The organism is Tepidimonas sediminis, from assembly GCF_007556605.1.
GTDB classification, from domain to species: Bacteria; Pseudomonadota; Gammaproteobacteria; order Burkholderiales; family Burkholderiaceae_C; genus Tepidimonas; species Tepidimonas sediminis.
On the sequence record NZ_VJND01000017.1, the window covers coordinates 26,278 to 41,746 of the forward strand.

The window sequence follows — 15,469 nt, forward strand, 5'->3', positions numbered from 1 at the left end:
GCACCACGATGCCATGCATCACGGCGGCGCCGCACCGTCGACGCCAGCGCGGCGCAGCGCCTGCAGATCCAGCACGCGCAGGCCGCCGTACTCGACGCGGATCGCCCCGGCGCGCTCCCAGCGCGCCAGCGCCAGGTTGACGCGCTGGCGCGACAGGCCCACGAGATAGGCCAGCTCCTGCTGGGTGATGCGCAGCACCTCGCCGACGCCCGGAAACAGCCCGGGGTGGAACAGGTTGGCCAGACTGCGCGCCACGCGCACGTCGGGATCGCTGATGCGGTCGATCTCGCGTGCGGCGATGAACTGGCCCAGCCGCTCGTTGAGCTGGTTCATCACGAAGCGGTTGAAGGCGATCGAATGATCCAGCAGCCAGTGGAACATGTCCACCGGCAGGCCGGCCACGCGGCTGCGCCGCAGCGCCTGGATGTTGTAGCGGTAGGCCTCGCGCTTGAGCGCCGTGCCCTCGCCGAACCAACCCCCCGGCGCCACGCCGGTGAAGGTCATGATCGGCCCGCGCGTGTCGTCGTTGCTCATCTTCAGCAGGCCGTCGATCAACCCCAGCCAGTACGTGACGGGACGGCCGACGCGGCAGATGTAGTCGCCCGGCTCGGCCTCGCTGACCATCAGCGCGTCGCGCGCGCGCTCGCGCACGCCGGGCTCCAGCCCGGCCAGCCACGGAATGCTGGCCAGTTCGGCCTCGGTCAGTGGGCGCGCGCGCTGGCGCAGGCGGTTGGCGGTGGGGCTCACGACAGGAATGGCGGCGGACCCGACACGGCCGGCAATGTTCCCTCGCGGCGGCGGCCGCTCCATGCGCCACCTAGGGAAAGTACCGATGAGGGTCAACCCTAGATTGTCCACGCACGGACAAAAAAACGTCAAACATCGGCGTACAGTGCAGGATCAACAGGCAGGCCGCCATGCGCCGCGGTCCGCCAGGCAGAGGAGATTCCATGCGCACGACCTTTCCGCGCCTGCTGATGCGCCACGCCGGCGAGCGCCCCGACGCGCCGGCGATGCGCGAAAAAGAGTTCGGCATCTGGCAGACCACCACTTGGCGCCAGATGCTGCAGCGCGTGCAGCACATCGCCGCCGGCCTGCACCAGCTCGGCCTGCGCCGCGGCGAGCACCTGGTGGTGATCGGCAACAACCGCCCGAGCCTGTACGCGGCGATGCTGGCCACGCAGGCCATCGGCGGCATCCCGGTGCCGCTGTACCAGGACGCGGTGGCCGCCGAGTGCGTCTTCCCGATCAACAACGCCGAGGTGCGCTTCGCGGTCGTGGAAGATCAGGAGCAGGTCGACAAGCTGCTGGAGATCCGGCCGCAGTGCCCGCAGCTGGAACACATCCTGTTCGACGACCCGCGCGGCCTGCGCCACTACGACCACCCCGGCCTGGCGGGGCTCAGGGAGGTCGAGGCCGCCGGCGCCGTGTTCTGCCAGGAGCACCCGGAGTGGTTCGCCGAGCAGGTCGAGCTCGGCCAGCCCGACGACGTCGCGGCGATGTTCTTCACCTCCGGCACGACCGGCAATCCCAAGGGCGTGGTGCACACGCACTTCACGCTGCTCAACCGCGCCGAGGTCGGCGCCAGGTTCGACAAGCTGACCGAGAAGGAGGAGGTGCTGGCCTACCTGCCGCCGGCCTGGATCGGGCAGAACATCTTCAGCTACGCGCAGTGGCTGGCGTGCGGCTACGTGGTCAACTGCCCGGAGTCCGCCAGCACGGTGATGATCGACCTGAAGGAAATCGGCCCGACCTACTATTTCGCGCCGCCGCGCATCTTCGAGGGCATGCTGACCAGCGTCATGATCCGCATGGAGGACGCCGGGCGGCTCAAGCGCTGGCTGTTCCAGCACTTCATCGAGGTGGCGCGCCGCATCGGCCCGCGCCTGATGGACGGCCAGCCGGTGGGGCTGCTGGATCGGCTGCACTACGCGCTGGGCGACGTGCTGATCTACGGCCCGCTGCGCAACAACCTGGGGTTCTCGCGCCTGCGCGTGGCCTACACCGCCGGTGAGGCGATCGGCCCGGACCTGTTCACCTTCTACCGCTCGATCGGCATCAACCTCAAGCAGCTGTACGGCTCCACCGAAACGGCGGTGTTCGTCTGCCTGCAGCCCGACCACGAAGTGCGCGCCGACACCGTCGGCGTGCCGTGCGAGGGCGTGGAGATCAAGCTGTCGGAGCAGGGCGAGATCCTGGTGCGCTCGCCCGGGCTGCTCAAGGAGTACTACAAGAACCCGAAGGCCACCGCCGAGGTGCTGGACGCCGACGGGTGGTACCACACCAGCGACGCCGGCTTCATCGACGCAAGCGGCCACCTCAAGATCATCGACCGCGTCAAGGACGTCGGGCGTCTGAAGGGCGGCCCCCATGACGGCGCCCTGTTCGCCCCGAAGTACATCGAGAACAAGCTCAAGTTCTTCTCCACCATCAAGGAGGCGGTGGCCTTCGGCGACGGGCGCGAGAAGGTCTGCGCGATGATCAACATCGACTTCGAGGCGGTGGGCAACTGGGCCGAGAAGCGTGGCCTGCCCTACACCGGTTACACCGACCTGGCCGGCAAGCCCGAGGTCTACGCGCTGATCCAAGAGTGCGTCGAGAAGGTCAACGCCGACCTGAGCCGCGACGCCATGCTGGCCGGCTGCCAGATCCACCGCTTCCTGATCCTGCACAAGGAGCTCGACGCCGACGACGGGGAGCTCACGCGCACCAACAAGGTGCGGCGCGGCTTCATCGCCGAGAAGTATGCGGCGCTGGTCGATGCGCTCTACGGCGGCAAGACCGAGCAGTACATCGAGACCCAGGTCAAGTTCGAGGACGGCCGCACCGGCACCATCAGCGCCACGCTGCGCATCGCCGACGCCCGCACGTTCGAGCCGCTCAAGGCCGCGGCCTGACCGCCCCAACGCCCTCCAGGATTCCGCCCATGGCCCAACGCAAGATCGGCGACGTCATCCTCGACGTACGCAACATCAGCCTGCGCTTCGGTGGCGTCAAGGCGCTCACCGACATCAGCTTCGACGTGCGCGAGCACGAGATCCGCGCCATCATCGGCCCCAACGGCGCCGGCAAGAGCTCGATGCTGAACTGCATCAACGGCGTCTACACCCCGCAGGAGGGCTCGATCACCTTCCGCGGCCGCACCTTCAGCCACATGAACAGCCGCCAGGTGGCCGAAATGGGCATCGCGCGCACGTTCCAGAACCTGGCGCTGTTCAAGGGCATGAGCGTGCTCGACAACATCATGACCGGGCGCAACCTGCGCATCAAGAGCAACCTGTTCCTGCAGGCGCTGCGCATCGGCCCGGCCGAGCGCGAGGAGATCGAACACCGCGAGGTGGTGGAGCGCATCATCGACTTCCTGGAAATCCAGGCCTACCGCAAGACACCGGTGGGCCAGCTGCCGTACGGGCTGCAGAAGCGCGTGGACCTGGGGCGCGCCCTGGCCATGGAGCCGCAGGTGCTGCTGCTGGACGAGCCGATGGCCGGCATGAACGTGGAGGAGAAGCAGGACATGTGCCGCTTCATCCTCGACGTCAACGACGAGTTCGGCACCACCATCGTGCTGATCGAGCACGACATGGGCGTGGTGATGGACATCAGCGACCGCGTGGTCGTACTGGACTACGGCAAGAAGATCGGCGACGGGCCACCCGAGGAGGTGCGCAACAACCCCGACGTCATCCGCGCCTACCTGGGCACGAGCCACTGACCCCGCGCGCACGAGGAGACGGCAGGCATGGCCTTCTTCATCGAAACGGTCTTCGGCGGCCTCATGGCCGGCATGCTCTACGCGCTGGTGGCGCTGGGCTTCGTGCTCATCTTCAAGGCCTCGGGCGTGTTCAATTTCGCCCAGGGGGCCATGGTGCTGTTCGCGGCGCTGGCGATGGCGCGCTTCGCGGAGTGGTATCCGCAGTGGCTCGGCTTCGACAACCTCCTGCTGGCCAACGCGCTGGCCTTCCTCACGGCGGCAGCGCTGATGTTCGTCGTCGCCTGGCTGATCGAGGCGCTGGTGCTGCGCCATCTGGTCAACCAGGAGGGCGCCACGCTGCTGATGGCGACGCTGGGCATCACCTACTTCCTCGACGGGCTGGGGCAGACGCTGTTCGGCAGCGACATCTACCAGATCAACATCGGCATGCCGAAGGATCCGGTGTTCATCCTCGAGGGCACCTTTGAGGGCGGCATCCTGATCAACAAGGAGGACCTGATCGCCGCCGGCATCGCCGCGGCGCTGGTGGCGGGCCTGAGCCTGTTTTTCCAGAAGACCGCCACCGGCCGCGCGCTGCGCGCCGTGGCCGACGATCACCAGGCCGCGCAGTCGATCGGCATTCCGCTCAACCGCATCTGGGTGATCGTGTGGTGCGTGGCAGGCATCGTCGCGCTGGTGGCCGGCATGATCTGGGGCTCCAAGCTCGGCGTGCAGTTCTCGCTGTCGACGGTGGCGCTGCGGGCGCTGCCGGTCATCATCCTCGGGGGACTCACCTCGGTGCCGGGCGCCATCGTCGGCGGGCTCATCATCGGCGTGGGCGAGAAGCTCTCCGAGGTCTACCTGGGGCCTCTGGTCGGCGGCGGCATCGAGATCTGGTTCGCCTACGTGCTGGCGCTGGTGTTCCTGCTGTTCCGTCCGCAGGGCCTGTTCGGCGAAAAGATCATCGACCGCGTCTGAGGGAGGCGACCAACCATGTTCTACCGCGAAAACGGCCAGTTCAAGACCAGCTACCGCGACGACCAGCAGATCTTCCCGATCGCGCAGGACCGCTGGGCCATCCTCGCGCTGGTGGCGTTCGCCTTCGTCGGCGTGCCGCTGCTGGCGGACGAGTACCTGTTCCGCGCCATCCTGATCCCGTTCCTGATCCTGTCGCTGGCAGCCATCGGGGTCAACATCCTGGTCGGTTACTGCGGCCAGATCTCGCTGGGCTCGGGCGCCTTCATGGCCGTGGGCGCCTACATGGCCTACAACGCCTTCGTGCGCATCGAGGGCATGCCGCTGATCGTCGCGCTGCTCATCGGCGGCCTGTGCGCCACGCTGGTGGGCATCGTCTTCGGCATCCCGAGCCTGCGCGTCAAGGGCCTGTACCTGGCGGTGGCGACGCTGGCGGCGCAGTTCTTCGCCGACTGGGCGTTCCTGCGCATCGGCTGGTTCACCAACCACAATCCGTCCGGCTCGGTGTCGGTGTCCAACCTCAGCGTGCTCGGCTGGCGCATCGACACGCCGGTGGAGAAGTACCTGTTCTGCCTCGGCGTGGTGGTGGTGTTCGCGCTGCTGGCCAAGAACCTGGTGCGCTCGGCGATCGGGCGCGAGTGGATGGCGATCCGCGACATGGACGTGGCCGCCGCGGTGATCGGCATCCGCCCGGTCTACGCCAAGCTGTCGGCGTTTGCGGTCAGCTCCTTCATCGTCGGCGTGGCCGGCGCGCTGTGGGGCTTCGTGCACCTCGGCTCGTGGGAGCCGGCGGCGTTCTCGATCGACCGCTCGTTCCAGCTGCTGTTCATGGTCATCATCGGGGGGCTCGGCTCCATCATGGGCAGCTTCTTCGGCGCGGCCTTCATCGTCGTGCTGCCGATCTTCCTCAACCAGTTCCTGCCGTGGCTCGGCGGTCTGTTCGGCCTGAGCGTCTCCACCGCCGCCGTCAGCCACACCGAGTACATGATCTTCGGCGCGCTCATCGTCTGGTTCCTGATCGTCGAGCCCCACGGTCTGGCCAAGCTGTGGAGCATCGGCAAGCAGAAGCTGCGCATCTGGCCGTTCCCGCACTGACGCCCCCCGTCGCTTTCCCACCCGTGCTTCAACCCGAAGGAGACACACCATGAAGCCTCGCTCGACCCTGCTGGCCACCGCCGTGGCCGCCGCCACCCTGGCCTCCGTGCTGACAGGCACCGCGGCCCACGCCCAGGCCAAGGAACAGTTCTTCCCCGTGCTGGTGTACCGCACCGGCGCCTACGCGCCCAACGGCACGCCGTGGGCCAACGGCTTCATCGACTACCTCAAGCTCACCAACGCGCGCGGCGGCATCAACGGCGTCAAGGTCATCTGGGAGGAATGCGAATTCGGCTACGCCACCGACCGCGGCGTGGAGTGCTACGAACGTCTCAAGGGCAAGAACGGCGGCGCCTCGATGTTCCAGCCGCTGTCCACCGGCGTGACCTTCGCGCTGACCGAGAAAGCCCCGGTGGACAAGATCCCGCTCATCACCGCCGGCTACGGCCGCAGCGAATCGCAGGACGGCGGCGTCTTCAAGTGGAACTTCCCGCTCGCCGGCACCTACTGGGTCGCCGCCGACGTGCTGATCCAGCACATCGCCAAGCAGGAGGGCGGCTTCGACAAGCTCAAGGGCAAGAAGATCGCGCTGGTCTACCACGACAGCCCGTTCGGCAAGGAGCCGATCCCGCTGCTGCAGGAGCGCGCCACCATGCACGGCTTCCAGCTCAGCCTGCTGCCGGTGGCGCACCCTGGCGTGGAACAGAAGTCCACCTGGCTGCAGATCCGCCAACAGCGCCCCGACTACGTGCTGCTGTGGGGCTGGGGCGTGATGAACTCCACCGCCATCAAGGAGGCGCAGGCGGTGGGCTACCCGCGTGAGAAGATGTACGGCGTCTGGTGGGCCGGCGCGGAGCCGGACGTCAAGGACGTCGGTGCGGGCGCCAAGGGCTACAACGCCGTCACGATGCAGCACGGCGCCGAGCCCAACGCCGCGTTCATCAAGGAGATCCTCGACAAGGTGCACGCCAAGGGACAAGGCACCGGCCCGAAGGAGGAGGTCGGCCAGGTGCTGTACGTGCGCGGCGCCATCAGCGCCATGCTGGCGGTGGAGGGCGTGCGTCGCGCCCAAGAGCGCTTCGGCAAGGGCAAGGTCATGACCGGCGAGCAGGTGCGCTGGGGTCTGGAAAACCTCGAGCTGACCCAGGCCAAGCTCGACGCGCTCGGCTTCAAGGGCGTCATGCGGCCCATCTCCACCACCTGCCAGGATCACATGGGCGCCGCCTGGGCGCGCATCCACACCTGGGACGGCAGCAAGTGGCAGTTCACCAGCGACTGGTACCAGGCCGACGAGCAGATCATCAAGCCGATGGTGCGTGCCGCGGCCGACAAGTACGCGGCCGAGAAAAAGATCCAGCGCCGCACCCCGCAGGACTGCCAATCCTGACCGCCTGAGTCGGGCGCGCGCAGCCGGCGGACACACCGCCGCTGCCGCCGGCGCGGGCCCAGCCCGCGCCGCCAGCCGCCAGCGCCCCCGCCGGGGCCCTGACGGGTGGCGGCCGCCACCCCATCGTTCGAGGTTTACCCATGACGACACCCGCCCCCGTCCTCACCGTCAACGGCATCGAGGTCATCTACAACCACGTCATCCTCGTGCTCAAGGGCGTCTCGCTGCAGCTGGCCGAGGGCCAGATCGCCGCCATCCTGGGCGGCAACGGCGCCGGCAAGACCACCACCCTGCGCGCCATCTCCAACCTGCTCAAGGGCGAGCGCGGCGAGGTCACCAAGGGCTCGATCGAGCTGCGCGGCGAGCGCATCGAAAACCTCACGCCCGCCGACCTCGTCAAGCGCGGCGTGGTGCAGGTGATGGAGGGGCGGCACTGCTTCGCCCACCTGACGATCGAGGAAAACCTGCTGACCGGCGCCTACACGCGCAAGGACAAGGGCGAGATCGCCGCCAACCTGGAGAAGGTCTACACCTACTTCCCGCGCCTGAAGACGCGCCGCACCAGCCAGGCCGCCTACACCTCCGGCGGCGAGCAGCAGATGTGCGCGATCGGCCGCGCGCTGATGGCCAACCCCAGCGTCGTGCTGCTGGACGAGCCCTCCATGGGCCTGGCGCCGCAGATCGTCGAGGAGGTGTTCGAGATCGTCAAGGACCTGAACCAGAAGGAAAAGGTCAGCTTCCTGATCGCCGAGCAGAACACCAACATGGCGCTGCGCTACGCCAACTACGGCTACATCATGGAGTCCGGCCGCATCGTGATGGACGGCGCCGCCGAGGACCTGCGCAACAACGAGGACGTCAAGGAGTTCTACCTCGGCATGGGCGGTGGACAGCGCAAGAGCTTTCGTGACGTCAAGAGCTACAAGCGCCGCAAGCGCTGGCTGGCCTGAGCGTCGCCGTCCGCCCCCTCCGTCCGCCGTCACCGCCATCCCGAACGCCCATGCCCACCCATCTCGACGCCCTGGAAACCCGCGCCCCCGCGGAGCGCGAAGCCGCCCTGCTGGCCGCCCTGCCTGACCTGATCACCCACGCCAAGCAAGCCGGCGGCTTCTGGGCCGGGCAGCTCGCCGACGTGGACCCGTCCACGGTCACGACGCGCGCGGCGCTGGCCCGTCTGCCGGTGCTGCGCAAGCACGAGCTGATGGAGCGCCAGCAGGCCAGCCGCGCAGCCGGTGGCGACCCTTTCGCCGGCTTGGCCACGGTTGGCTGGCGCGGCCTGCTGCACGCACGCGGGGCGCGCCGCGTCTACCAGTCACCCGGGCCGATCTACGAGCCCGAGGGTGACGCCCCCGACTACTGGCGCACCGCGCGCGCGCTGGTGGCGGCGGGTTTCGAGCCCGGCGACCTGATCCACAACGCCTTCAGCTACCACCTGACCCCTGGCGCCTGGATGATGGAGGCCGGGGCGCAGACGCTGGGCTGCACGGTGTTTCCGGGGGGCGTCGGCAACACCGAGCAGCAGCTCGCCGCCATCATGGACCTCAAACCGGTGGGCTACTGCGGCACCCCCAGCTTCCTGCGCATCCTCGTCGAGAAGGCCGAGGCTGCCGGCATGCGGCTGCCGATCCGCAAGGCGCTCGTCTCCGGCGAAGCCTTCCCACCCAGCCTGCGCGACTGGCTGCGCGAGCGCGGCATCGAGGGCTTCCAGGCCTACGCCACCGCCGACGCCGGCCTGATCGCCTACGAGACCCCGGCGCGCGAGGGCCTGGTGCTGGATGAGGGCGTGCTGCTGGAGATCGTGCGGCCCGGCACCGGCGACCCCGTGCCCGACGGCGAGGTCGGCGAGGTCGTCGTCACCGTCTTCAACCGCGCCTACCCGCTGATCCGCTTCGGCACCGGTGACCTCTCGGCGGTGCTGCCCGGCACGTGTCCCACCGGACGCACCAACGTTCGCATCCGTGGCTGGCTGGGACGCGCCGACCAGACCACCAAGGTCAAGGGGATGTTCGTGCACCCCTCGCAGGTGGCCGAGGTGGTGCGCCGCCACCCGCCGGTGCTGCGCGCGCGCCTGGTGGTCAGCGGCCGCATGGCCGACGACCGCATGACGCTGCGCGCCGAGACCGCCTCCCCCGACGACGCGGCGCTGCGCGCGGCGCTGGCGGAGACGCTGCGCGACGTCACCAAGCTGCGCGGCGAGGTCGAACTGGTGCCGGCCGGCACGCTGCCCAACGACGGCAAGGTCATCGAGGACGCGCGCGCCTACGATTGAGGACCACGGGTTTGTGCGGGGGGCCGCCGCGGCGCGCTGCGCTACCATCGTGGCCACCGTCAAACTGGATTCATCGGAGTCACGTCATGTCCAAGAAGCTCTGGTCGCTGGCGCTGGCGCTCACCGTCAGCGGCGCCGCGCTGGCCTTCCCCACCAAGCCCATCACCATCGTCGTGCCGTTCGCCGCCGGCGGCCCCACCGACACGGTGGCGCGCCAGCTGGCCGAGGCGATGCGCAAGCACCTCGACAACGCCACCATCGTCATCGACAACGCCGCCGGTGCCGGCGGCACGATCGGGGCCAACAAGGTCGCGCGCGCCCCCGCCGACGGCCACACCCTGCTGGTCTGGCACATCGGGATGGCGGCCTCGCCGGCGCTGTACCGCAAGCTGCCGTTCAAGCCGCTGGAGGATTTCGAGTATCTCGGCATCATCAATGACGTGCCGATGACCCTGGTGGGCAAACCGCAGCTGCCGGCCAACACCTACCGCGACTTCGAGAACTACATTCGCGCCAACCAGGGCAAGCTCAACCTCGGCCACGCCGGGCTGGGCTCGGCCTCGCACATCTGCGGCCTGATGTGGCAATACGCCGTCAAGCTCGACAAGTCGATGGCCACCATTGCCTACCGCGGCACCGCCCCAGCGATGAACGACCTCATCGCCGGCACCATCGACGTCATGTGTGACCAGACCACCAACACCACGCAGCAGATCGAGGCCGGCCGCATCAAGGCGTTTGCCGTCACCACCGCCAAGCCCCTGTCCGATCACCCGCTGCTGAAGCACTACCCGACGCTGCAGGAGATGGGCCTGAAGGACTTCAACCTGACCATCTGGCACGGCCTGTACGCGCCCAAGGGCACACCCGCGCCGGTGCTGCAGAAGCTCAACCAGGCCCTGCGCGCGGCGCTCAAGGATCCGGCCTTCATCAAGAAGCAGGCGGAGCTCGGCGCCCTCGTGGCCAGCGAGCGCGACAAACGCGTCACGCCGGAAGGCCACAAGGCCTTCGTCGCCGCCGAGATCGCCAAGCTCAAAGCGGTCATCGACGCCGCGGGTCAGTACGCCGACTGACCCAGCGCGCCGTCAGACGCCCCAGACAATCTCGCAGCCCTCGTGCTGGCAGCGCTGCAGCATGTCGATGAACGGGGCGACGCGCACACGCAGTGGCACGCGCTCTTGCGGCGGCTCGAGCGGTTCCTCGCCGCGGGCGCGCGCCTCCTCGCGCTGGTGCGCCTCCTCGGCCTCCTCGGCCGCCACGGCGGCGCGCAACGCCTCGATCGCCGCCGGGATCTGCTCCGGCAACACGATCCCCGGCGCCTGCGGGTCCTTGCCCAGGATCTCCAGCACGCGCCGGCCATTCGGCTCCAGCATCACGACGTCGGCCGTGGCCTTGGACTTGAAACGGTACAGCATCGCGCAATCCTCCTGAGGCAGTCGGCCATGCGGCCATCTTAGGCGCAAGGCGCGCCGGACACAAGGGCGCCGGCGGTCACGCCGGCCGCTCGGCCAGCGCCGCCGCCGCCAGGTTGCGCAGCGCCCGCAGCAGGTGCCGCTCCACCCCACCCAGCGCCGGCAGGACGATGCCCGGGCCATCCAGGTGCAGCCAACCCAGCCACTGCTCGCCACGCCAAAGCGGCAGCATGATCATCGACGTGCGCGCCGCGCACGCCGCCTGGTACCAGGCCGGCAGCCGCGCCTGAATCTTGGCCGCGCCGACATCCTCCAGCCAGCTGTCGCGCCGCAAGCGTCCCAGCGCCGGCAGCAGCTCCCCCGACTCCAACGTCTGGCCGTTGAGCGCAACGCGGTACTGGGACGCCACCGCCGCCGCACCGGGCCCGAGCCACAGCCGTGCCACCGCCTGCGCCCCGGCCCCGGGCGTGACCAGCCAGACGCGCTGCGCCCGAAGCGCACGCAGCAGCGTCTCCAAGACCAGCTCGAGACGCTCCGGCCCGGACAGGTCATCGAGCAGCGCCGCCGTCGCGTCGTACAGCCCCTGGGCAAGCAGCAACGCCGCCGGCTCCTCGTCGGCCACCGCCTCGCGCGGCCCGTGCGCAGCGCTGGCGGCCTCGGCCGACGCACCGTCCGGGGCACGCGCCGGGCCAGGCACCGGACGGCGCGGATCGTCCTGCCCCTCGGTCAGCCAAGCCCGCCACAGCGGCCCGTTGAGCCGACCGCGCAGGCCGACCGCCTCGAGCAACATGGCGAAGCGACCGCGCGCTTCCCGCGCCGCCTCGGCCACCTCCTCCGGCGTCTTCTCCACGAGGTGGGCATAGCGCCGCGCGCAGCGCTCGAACGCCTCCCCATGACCGCTGACCACCCCCTGCAGCCAGGCGTCGGCCAGGTCCGTGCCCGCCGCCGCCACCCAGCGCACCCACTCCAGGCGATCCGGCGGTGTGCGCGCCGGCACCGGCCCGCCGGGCCGCTCCATGGTGCGCTGCAGCTCCTGGGGAAACCCCCACTGGCGCGCCACCGCCAGCGCCAGCTCGTCGTAGCGCACGCCGAGGTGGCGCAGCACCGCAGCCTGCTCGCGCGCCGGATCCCCCTGCGCCTCGGCCTGCACCCGCTCGGCCACCTCCGGGAAGAAGCGCACCATCAGCATGCGCCCGAACCCTTGGAACAGCGCCGCCAGAAAGATGCGCTCGCGCTCGGCACCCTGGCCATGCAGCTCGGCCGCCAGATGCGCGGCCAGCAGCGCGTGGGCAAACGCCTCGCGCAGTCGGTCGGCCTGGGCCGCGTTGTCCCAATGCTCCAGCAGCATCAGGCTCGCCGCGATCCCTTTGACGGTCGACAGCCCCAGCAGGCTGATGGCACGCGACACGGTCGCCACACCACCGCGATGTGCCACGTGGGGCGCCGCGTTGACCCAGCGCAGCAGCTTCTGCGTCAGGCCGACGTCCTGCAGGATTTCGTCGGCCAGGTGGTGCAGATTCTCGAGCTCGCTGTCGGCCAGCAGCTGCACGCGCCGCACCTGCGCCGACAGCGCCGGGAAGTCGGCGTCGGCGCCGATGCGGGCCAGCAGCGCCGCCAACCGCTCCCCCGCCCCGTGGCCCGCCGGTATCGCGACCATCGGGTCAGGACGCGGCATGGGCGCGCAGCACCGTGTCCACCAACCGGCCGGCGATCTGTCCAACCGCCAACGCCGCCGGACACCCCGGCGTGTGCACCAGCAGCAGCTGGCGCCGCATCACGGCCTCCTTGACCGCGGGGTCGACCGGGATGTCCCCCATGTGCACCAGCCGCACCCCGCCGCCCGGCCCCGCCCCGACGAAGCGGTTCAGCACCGTCTGCAGCTGCTGCGTGATCGCGCGCCCGTCGCCCGGACGGGCCGCCTGGTTGACGACCAGGCGGATCAACTGGCGCTGCTGCTGGGTGGCCAGCACCTTGATCGTCGCGTACGCGTCGGTCAGCGAGGTCGGCTCCGGCGTGGCCACCAGCAGCACCTCGCTGGCCAAGGACAGCGCAAACAGCACCACGTCCGAAATGCCGGCGCCGGTGTCGAGCAGCACCACGTCGTAGCGCGGCACCACCTCGCCGATCAGGCGCAGAAAATCCTCCCGCACCTCCGGCGTCAGGCGCGAATACTCCACCATGCCCGAGCCGGCCAGCAGCACGCTGAAGCCGCCCGGCGCGGCCACGATGGCCTCCTCCAGCGTGCACTTGCCCGTGAAGACGTCGTGCAGCGTCAACTTGGGATAGAGGTTGAGCACGACGTCGAGGTTGGCCAGCCCGAGGTCGGCATCCAGCACCAGCACGCGCAGACCGCGCCGCGTCAAGGCCGCGGCAAGGTTGGCGGACAGGAACGTCTTGCCCACGCCACCCTTGCCGCTCGTGATGGCGATCACCTTGCCCTTGGCGGGGTGCAGCACCACCCCGCCTGGAGGCGTGGCTGGACGGGATGCGGAATCGGTAGCGGTCATGTCACGTCAGGTTCAGCCTCGGCCGCGTCCGCGATCATACGTCCATCGCCGTCCATCCAGCCGAGCAGCCAGTTCTTTTCTTCGGCCGACACCTCGGTGTGCGCGACACCTTCCAGACTGACGCGGTTGCGCCCCCCCGCCTTGGCCGCGTACAGCTGCCGGTCGGCCCGCTCCAGCCAGTGCTCCAGGTTCGTGCGCACCCACGGCGGTGCCAGCGCCCCCCCGACGCTGGCCGTAACCGGCAGCAGCCGCCCATCCGGCAGCGTCACCGGCTCGGCAGCCACCGCTGCGCGCACGCGCTCGGCCAGGGCCGCCGCGCGGGGCGGCGACACGTGCGGCAGCAGCACGGCAAACTCCTCCCCGCCCAACCGCGCCACCGTGTCCATCGGCCGTACCGAGCGCTGCAGCGCCTGCGCCACGGTCCGCAGGACCGCATCGCCGGCGGCATGCCCATGGCGGTCGTTGACCATCTTGAAATGATCCAGATCCACCAGCAGCAAAAGCGGCGTCTCTCCCGCGCGGCTGGCGCGATCCAGCTCCTGCCGCGCGCGCGCCTCGAAGGCGCGCCGATTCGGCAACCCGGTGAGCGCGTCGCGCTGGCTCAGCAGGCACAACCCGTCGATGATCGCCTGCACCTCCTGCGCAGTGGGCGGATCGTGCGCGGCCGGCAGCGCCACGCCCGCCTGCCGCAGCAGGCTGCGCGCCTGATCGAGCTGCAAAGCGGACGAATCCATGGACGGCCCGGCGCGCCGCGCACCCCACCCGACCGGGCGCGACGCGGCGGTTGAGGTCCATTGTAGCGGTCCCCGTTCGGCCCCATGCGGCTACGCCGCGGCCTCTGGCCCTTTCAGCCCATCGAGACCAGCCGACTCAAGCGTGGCCTGGGTCGGCAGCCGGCCGCCGCCTGACCGATCGCCGCGATGTGCTCCGGCGTCGTGCCGCAGCAGCCGCCGATGATGTTGACCAGCCCCTCGGCGGCAAACCCGTGCAGCAGCCGCGCCGTGTCCTCCGGACGCTCGTCGAAGCCCGTCTCGCTCATGGGGTTGGGCAGCCCGGCGTTCGGGTAACAGCTGATGTAGACGTCGCTGGCCACGCGGGCGAGCTCCTGGATGTACGGCTTCATCAGCGCCGCACCGAGCGCACAGTTCAGCCCGACCGCCAGCGGCCGCGCGTGACGCACGCTGGCCCAGAACGCCGTCACCGTCTGGCCACTCAGCAGCCGCCCGGACGCATCGGTCACCGTGCCGCTGACCATCACCGGCAAGCGCTCGCCGGTCTCGTCGAACACCTGCTCGATCGCGAACAGCGCCGCCTTCGCGTTGAGCGTGTCGAACACCGTCTCCACCAGCAGGAGGTCCACCCCTCCCTCCAGCAGCGCGCGCGCCTGCTCGAGATAGGCCTGCGCGAGCTCGTCGAACGTCACGTTGCGCGCACCGGGATCGTTGACGTCCGGGCTGATGCTGGCCGTGCGCGGCGTCGGCCCCAGCGCCCCTGCCACGAACCGCGGCCGCTCGAGCGTGCCGAAGCGATCCGCAGCCGCCCGCGCGAGCCGCGCCGACGCCACGTTCATCTCACGCGCCCACGCTTCCAGCCCGTAGTCGGCCTGCGCGATCGTCGTGGCCCCGAACGTGTTGGTCTCGATGATGTCGGCACCAGCCGCCAGATACCCCTCGTGAATCTGGCTGATCACGTCCGGCCGCGTCAGTGACAGCAGCTCGTTGTTGCCCTTGAGCTCGACCGGATGGTCGGCGAAGCGCCGATCCGGTGCCTCCTGCTCGCCACGGGCCCCGCGGTACTGCGCCTCAGTCAGGCGGAAGCGCTGAATCATCGTCCCCATCGCGCCGTCGATCAGCACGATGCGTTGCTCCAGCAGGCGCACCAGCGCCTGTCCACGGGTATATGCGCTCATGTCCTCGCTCTGTCACGGGGGCCCGACGCAACGTGATCAGACCGCGCCGGTGCCATAAAGACGAAACCCCGGAATTCTCGTCGAATTCCGGGGTCCGCTGGCATAACGGCCTGACGATGACCTACTTTCACGCGGGAGCTCCGCACTATCATCGGCGCGAAGGCGTTTCACGGTCCTGTTCGGGATGGGAAGGGGTGGGGCCGCCTTGCTATGGTCGTCAGGCT

14 protein-coding genes and 1 rRNA gene are annotated in these 15,469 nt (G+C 69.5%); 8 read left to right on the top strand and 7 right to left on the bottom strand.

Features of this window, described 5'->3' with window-relative positions; genetic code table 11:
* Positions 1-18: 18 nt before the first annotated feature.
* Positions 19-747, bottom strand: a complete 729-nt coding sequence (locus Tsedi_RS11210) for a Crp/Fnr family transcriptional regulator (RefSeq protein ID WP_246099263.1) — start codon at positions 745-747, stop codon at positions 19-21.
* Between the two features lie 203 nt (positions 748-950).
* Between Tsedi_RS11210 and Tsedi_RS11215 the strand changes: the two genes are divergently transcribed.
* The 8 genes from Tsedi_RS11215 to Tsedi_RS11250 all read left to right on the top strand — a co-directional run bounded on the left by Tsedi_RS11215 (position 951) and on the right by Tsedi_RS11250 (position 10,490).
* Positions 951-2,897 carry an AMP-binding protein gene (locus tag Tsedi_RS11215; protein WP_143896647.1) on the top strand — a complete coding sequence of 649 codons (1,947 nt, stop codon included), beginning with the start codon at positions 951-953 and terminating at the stop codon, positions 2,895-2,897.
* A 29-nt stretch (positions 2,898-2,926) separates the two neighbouring features.
* Complete coding sequence (locus tag Tsedi_RS11220; protein ID WP_143896649.1) at positions 2,927-3,712, top strand: ABC transporter ATP-binding protein; 786 nt, start codon at positions 2,927-2,929, stop codon at positions 3,710-3,712.
* Positions 3,713-3,739: 27 nt separating this feature from the next.
* Positions 3,740-4,669, top strand: coding sequence for a branched-chain amino acid ABC transporter permease (locus Tsedi_RS11225; RefSeq protein WP_143896651.1), 930 nt, complete (start codon positions 3,740-3,742; stop codon positions 4,667-4,669).
* Between the two features lie 15 nt (positions 4,670-4,684).
* On the top strand, positions 4,685-5,761 hold the full coding sequence (locus Tsedi_RS11230) for a branched-chain amino acid ABC transporter permease (RefSeq protein ID WP_143896653.1): 1,077 nt from the start codon (positions 4,685-4,687) through the stop codon (positions 5,759-5,761).
* A 49-nt stretch (positions 5,762-5,810) separates the two neighbouring features.
* Positions 5,811-7,148, top strand: a complete 1,338-nt coding sequence (locus tag Tsedi_RS11235) for an ABC transporter substrate-binding protein (RefSeq protein WP_143896655.1) — start codon at positions 5,811-5,813, stop codon at positions 7,146-7,148.
* Between the two features lie 140 nt (positions 7,149-7,288).
* Positions 7,289-8,098: an ABC transporter ATP-binding protein gene (locus Tsedi_RS11240; protein WP_143896657.1), complete on the top strand. Its 810-nt coding sequence runs from the start codon at positions 7,289-7,291 to the stop codon at positions 8,096-8,098.
* Positions 8,099-8,148: 50 nt separating this feature from the next.
* A complete protein-coding gene (locus Tsedi_RS11245) occupies positions 8,149-9,417 on the top strand; it encodes a phenylacetate--CoA ligase family protein (RefSeq protein ID WP_143896659.1) in 1,269 nt (422 codons plus the stop codon).
* An 86-nt stretch (positions 9,418-9,503) separates the two neighbouring features.
* Complete coding sequence (locus Tsedi_RS11250) at positions 9,504-10,490, top strand: tripartite tricarboxylate transporter substrate-binding protein (RefSeq protein ID WP_143896661.1); 987 nt, start codon at positions 9,504-9,506, stop codon at positions 10,488-10,490.
* A 12-nt stretch (positions 10,491-10,502) separates the two neighbouring features.
* Here the strand turns inward: Tsedi_RS11250 and Tsedi_RS11255 are convergent, their stop codons facing one another.
* The 6 genes from Tsedi_RS11255 to rrf all read right to left on the bottom strand — a co-directional run bounded on the left by Tsedi_RS11255 (position 10,503) and on the right by rrf (position 15,467).
* Positions 10,503-10,832 carry a DUF1840 domain-containing protein gene (locus tag Tsedi_RS11255; protein WP_143896663.1) on the bottom strand — a complete coding sequence of 110 codons (330 nt, stop codon included), beginning with the start codon at positions 10,830-10,832 and terminating at the stop codon, positions 10,503-10,505.
* A 76-nt stretch (positions 10,833-10,908) separates the two neighbouring features.
* Complete coding sequence (locus tag Tsedi_RS11260; protein WP_143896665.1) at positions 10,909-12,504, bottom strand: HDOD domain-containing protein; 1,596 nt, start codon at positions 12,502-12,504, stop codon at positions 10,909-10,911.
* The gene (locus tag Tsedi_RS11265) at positions 12,491-13,336 is read right to left on the bottom strand and encodes a MinD/ParA family protein (protein WP_143896667.1); all 846 of its coding nucleotides are present in this window, start codon (positions 13,334-13,336) and stop codon (positions 12,491-12,493) included. Before Tsedi_RS11265 ends, Tsedi_RS11260 begins: the two co-directional genes overlap by 14 nt.
* On the bottom strand, positions 13,333-14,070 hold the full coding sequence (locus Tsedi_RS11270; protein WP_143896669.1) for a GGDEF domain-containing protein: 738 nt from the start codon (positions 14,068-14,070) through the stop codon (positions 13,333-13,335). Before Tsedi_RS11270 ends, Tsedi_RS11265 begins: the two co-directional genes overlap by 4 nt.
* A gap of 113 nt (positions 14,071-14,183) precedes the next feature.
* Entirely contained in the window at positions 14,184-15,245 is a 1,062-nt protein-coding gene (locus Tsedi_RS11275; protein WP_143896670.1) for a homocysteine S-methyltransferase family protein, read from the bottom strand.
* A gap of 108 nt (positions 15,246-15,353) precedes the next feature.
* Positions 15,354-15,467: ribosomal RNA gene (gene rrf / locus Tsedi_RS11280) — 5S ribosomal RNA — on the bottom strand.
* Between the last annotated feature and the right edge of the window lie 2 nt (positions 15,468-15,469).

What these genes read in the sequence shown, in the direction of transcription:
- Tsedi_RS11215 (WP_143896647.1), top strand. Translation starts at nt 951, where the DNA reads ATGCGCACGACCTTTCCGCGCCTGCTGATGCGCCACGCCGGCGAGCGC.
- Tsedi_RS11220 (WP_143896649.1), top strand. Translation starts at nt 2,927, where the DNA reads ATGGCCCAACGCAAGATCGGCGACGTCATCCTCGACGTACGCAACATC.
- Tsedi_RS11225 (WP_143896651.1), top strand. Translation starts at nt 3,740, where the DNA reads ATGGCCTTCTTCATCGAAACGGTCTTCGGCGGCCTCATGGCCGGCATG.
- Tsedi_RS11230 (WP_143896653.1), top strand. Translation starts at nt 4,685, where the DNA reads ATGTTCTACCGCGAAAACGGCCAGTTCAAGACCAGCTACCGCGACGAC.
- Tsedi_RS11235 (WP_143896655.1), top strand. Translation starts at nt 5,811, where the DNA reads ATGAAGCCTCGCTCGACCCTGCTGGCCACCGCCGTGGCCGCCGCCACC.
- Tsedi_RS11240 (WP_143896657.1), top strand. Translation starts at nt 7,289, where the DNA reads ATGACGACACCCGCCCCCGTCCTCACCGTCAACGGCATCGAGGTCATC.
- Tsedi_RS11245 (WP_143896659.1), top strand. Translation starts at nt 8,149, where the DNA reads ATGCCCACCCATCTCGACGCCCTGGAAACCCGCGCCCCCGCGGAGCGC.
- Tsedi_RS11250 (WP_143896661.1), top strand. Translation starts at nt 9,504, where the DNA reads ATGTCCAAGAAGCTCTGGTCGCTGGCGCTGGCGCTCACCGTCAGCGGC.
- Tsedi_RS11255 (WP_143896663.1), bottom strand. Translation starts at nt 10,832, where the DNA reads ATGCTGTACCGTTTCAAGTCCAAGGCCACGGCCGACGTCGTGATGCTG.
- Tsedi_RS11260 (WP_143896665.1), bottom strand. Translation starts at nt 12,504, where the DNA reads ATGCCGCGTCCTGACCCGATGGTCGCGATACCGGCGGGCCACGGGGCG.
- Tsedi_RS11265 (WP_143896667.1), bottom strand. Translation starts at nt 13,336, where the DNA reads ATGACCGCTACCGATTCCGCATCCCGTCCAGCCACGCCTCCAGGCGGG.
- Tsedi_RS11270 (WP_143896669.1), bottom strand. Translation starts at nt 14,070, where the DNA reads ATGGATTCGTCCGCTTTGCAGCTCGATCAGGCGCGCAGCCTGCTGCGG.
- Tsedi_RS11275 (WP_143896670.1), bottom strand. Translation starts at nt 15,245, where the DNA reads ATGAGCGCATATACCCGTGGACAGGCGCTGGTGCGCCTGCTGGAGCAA.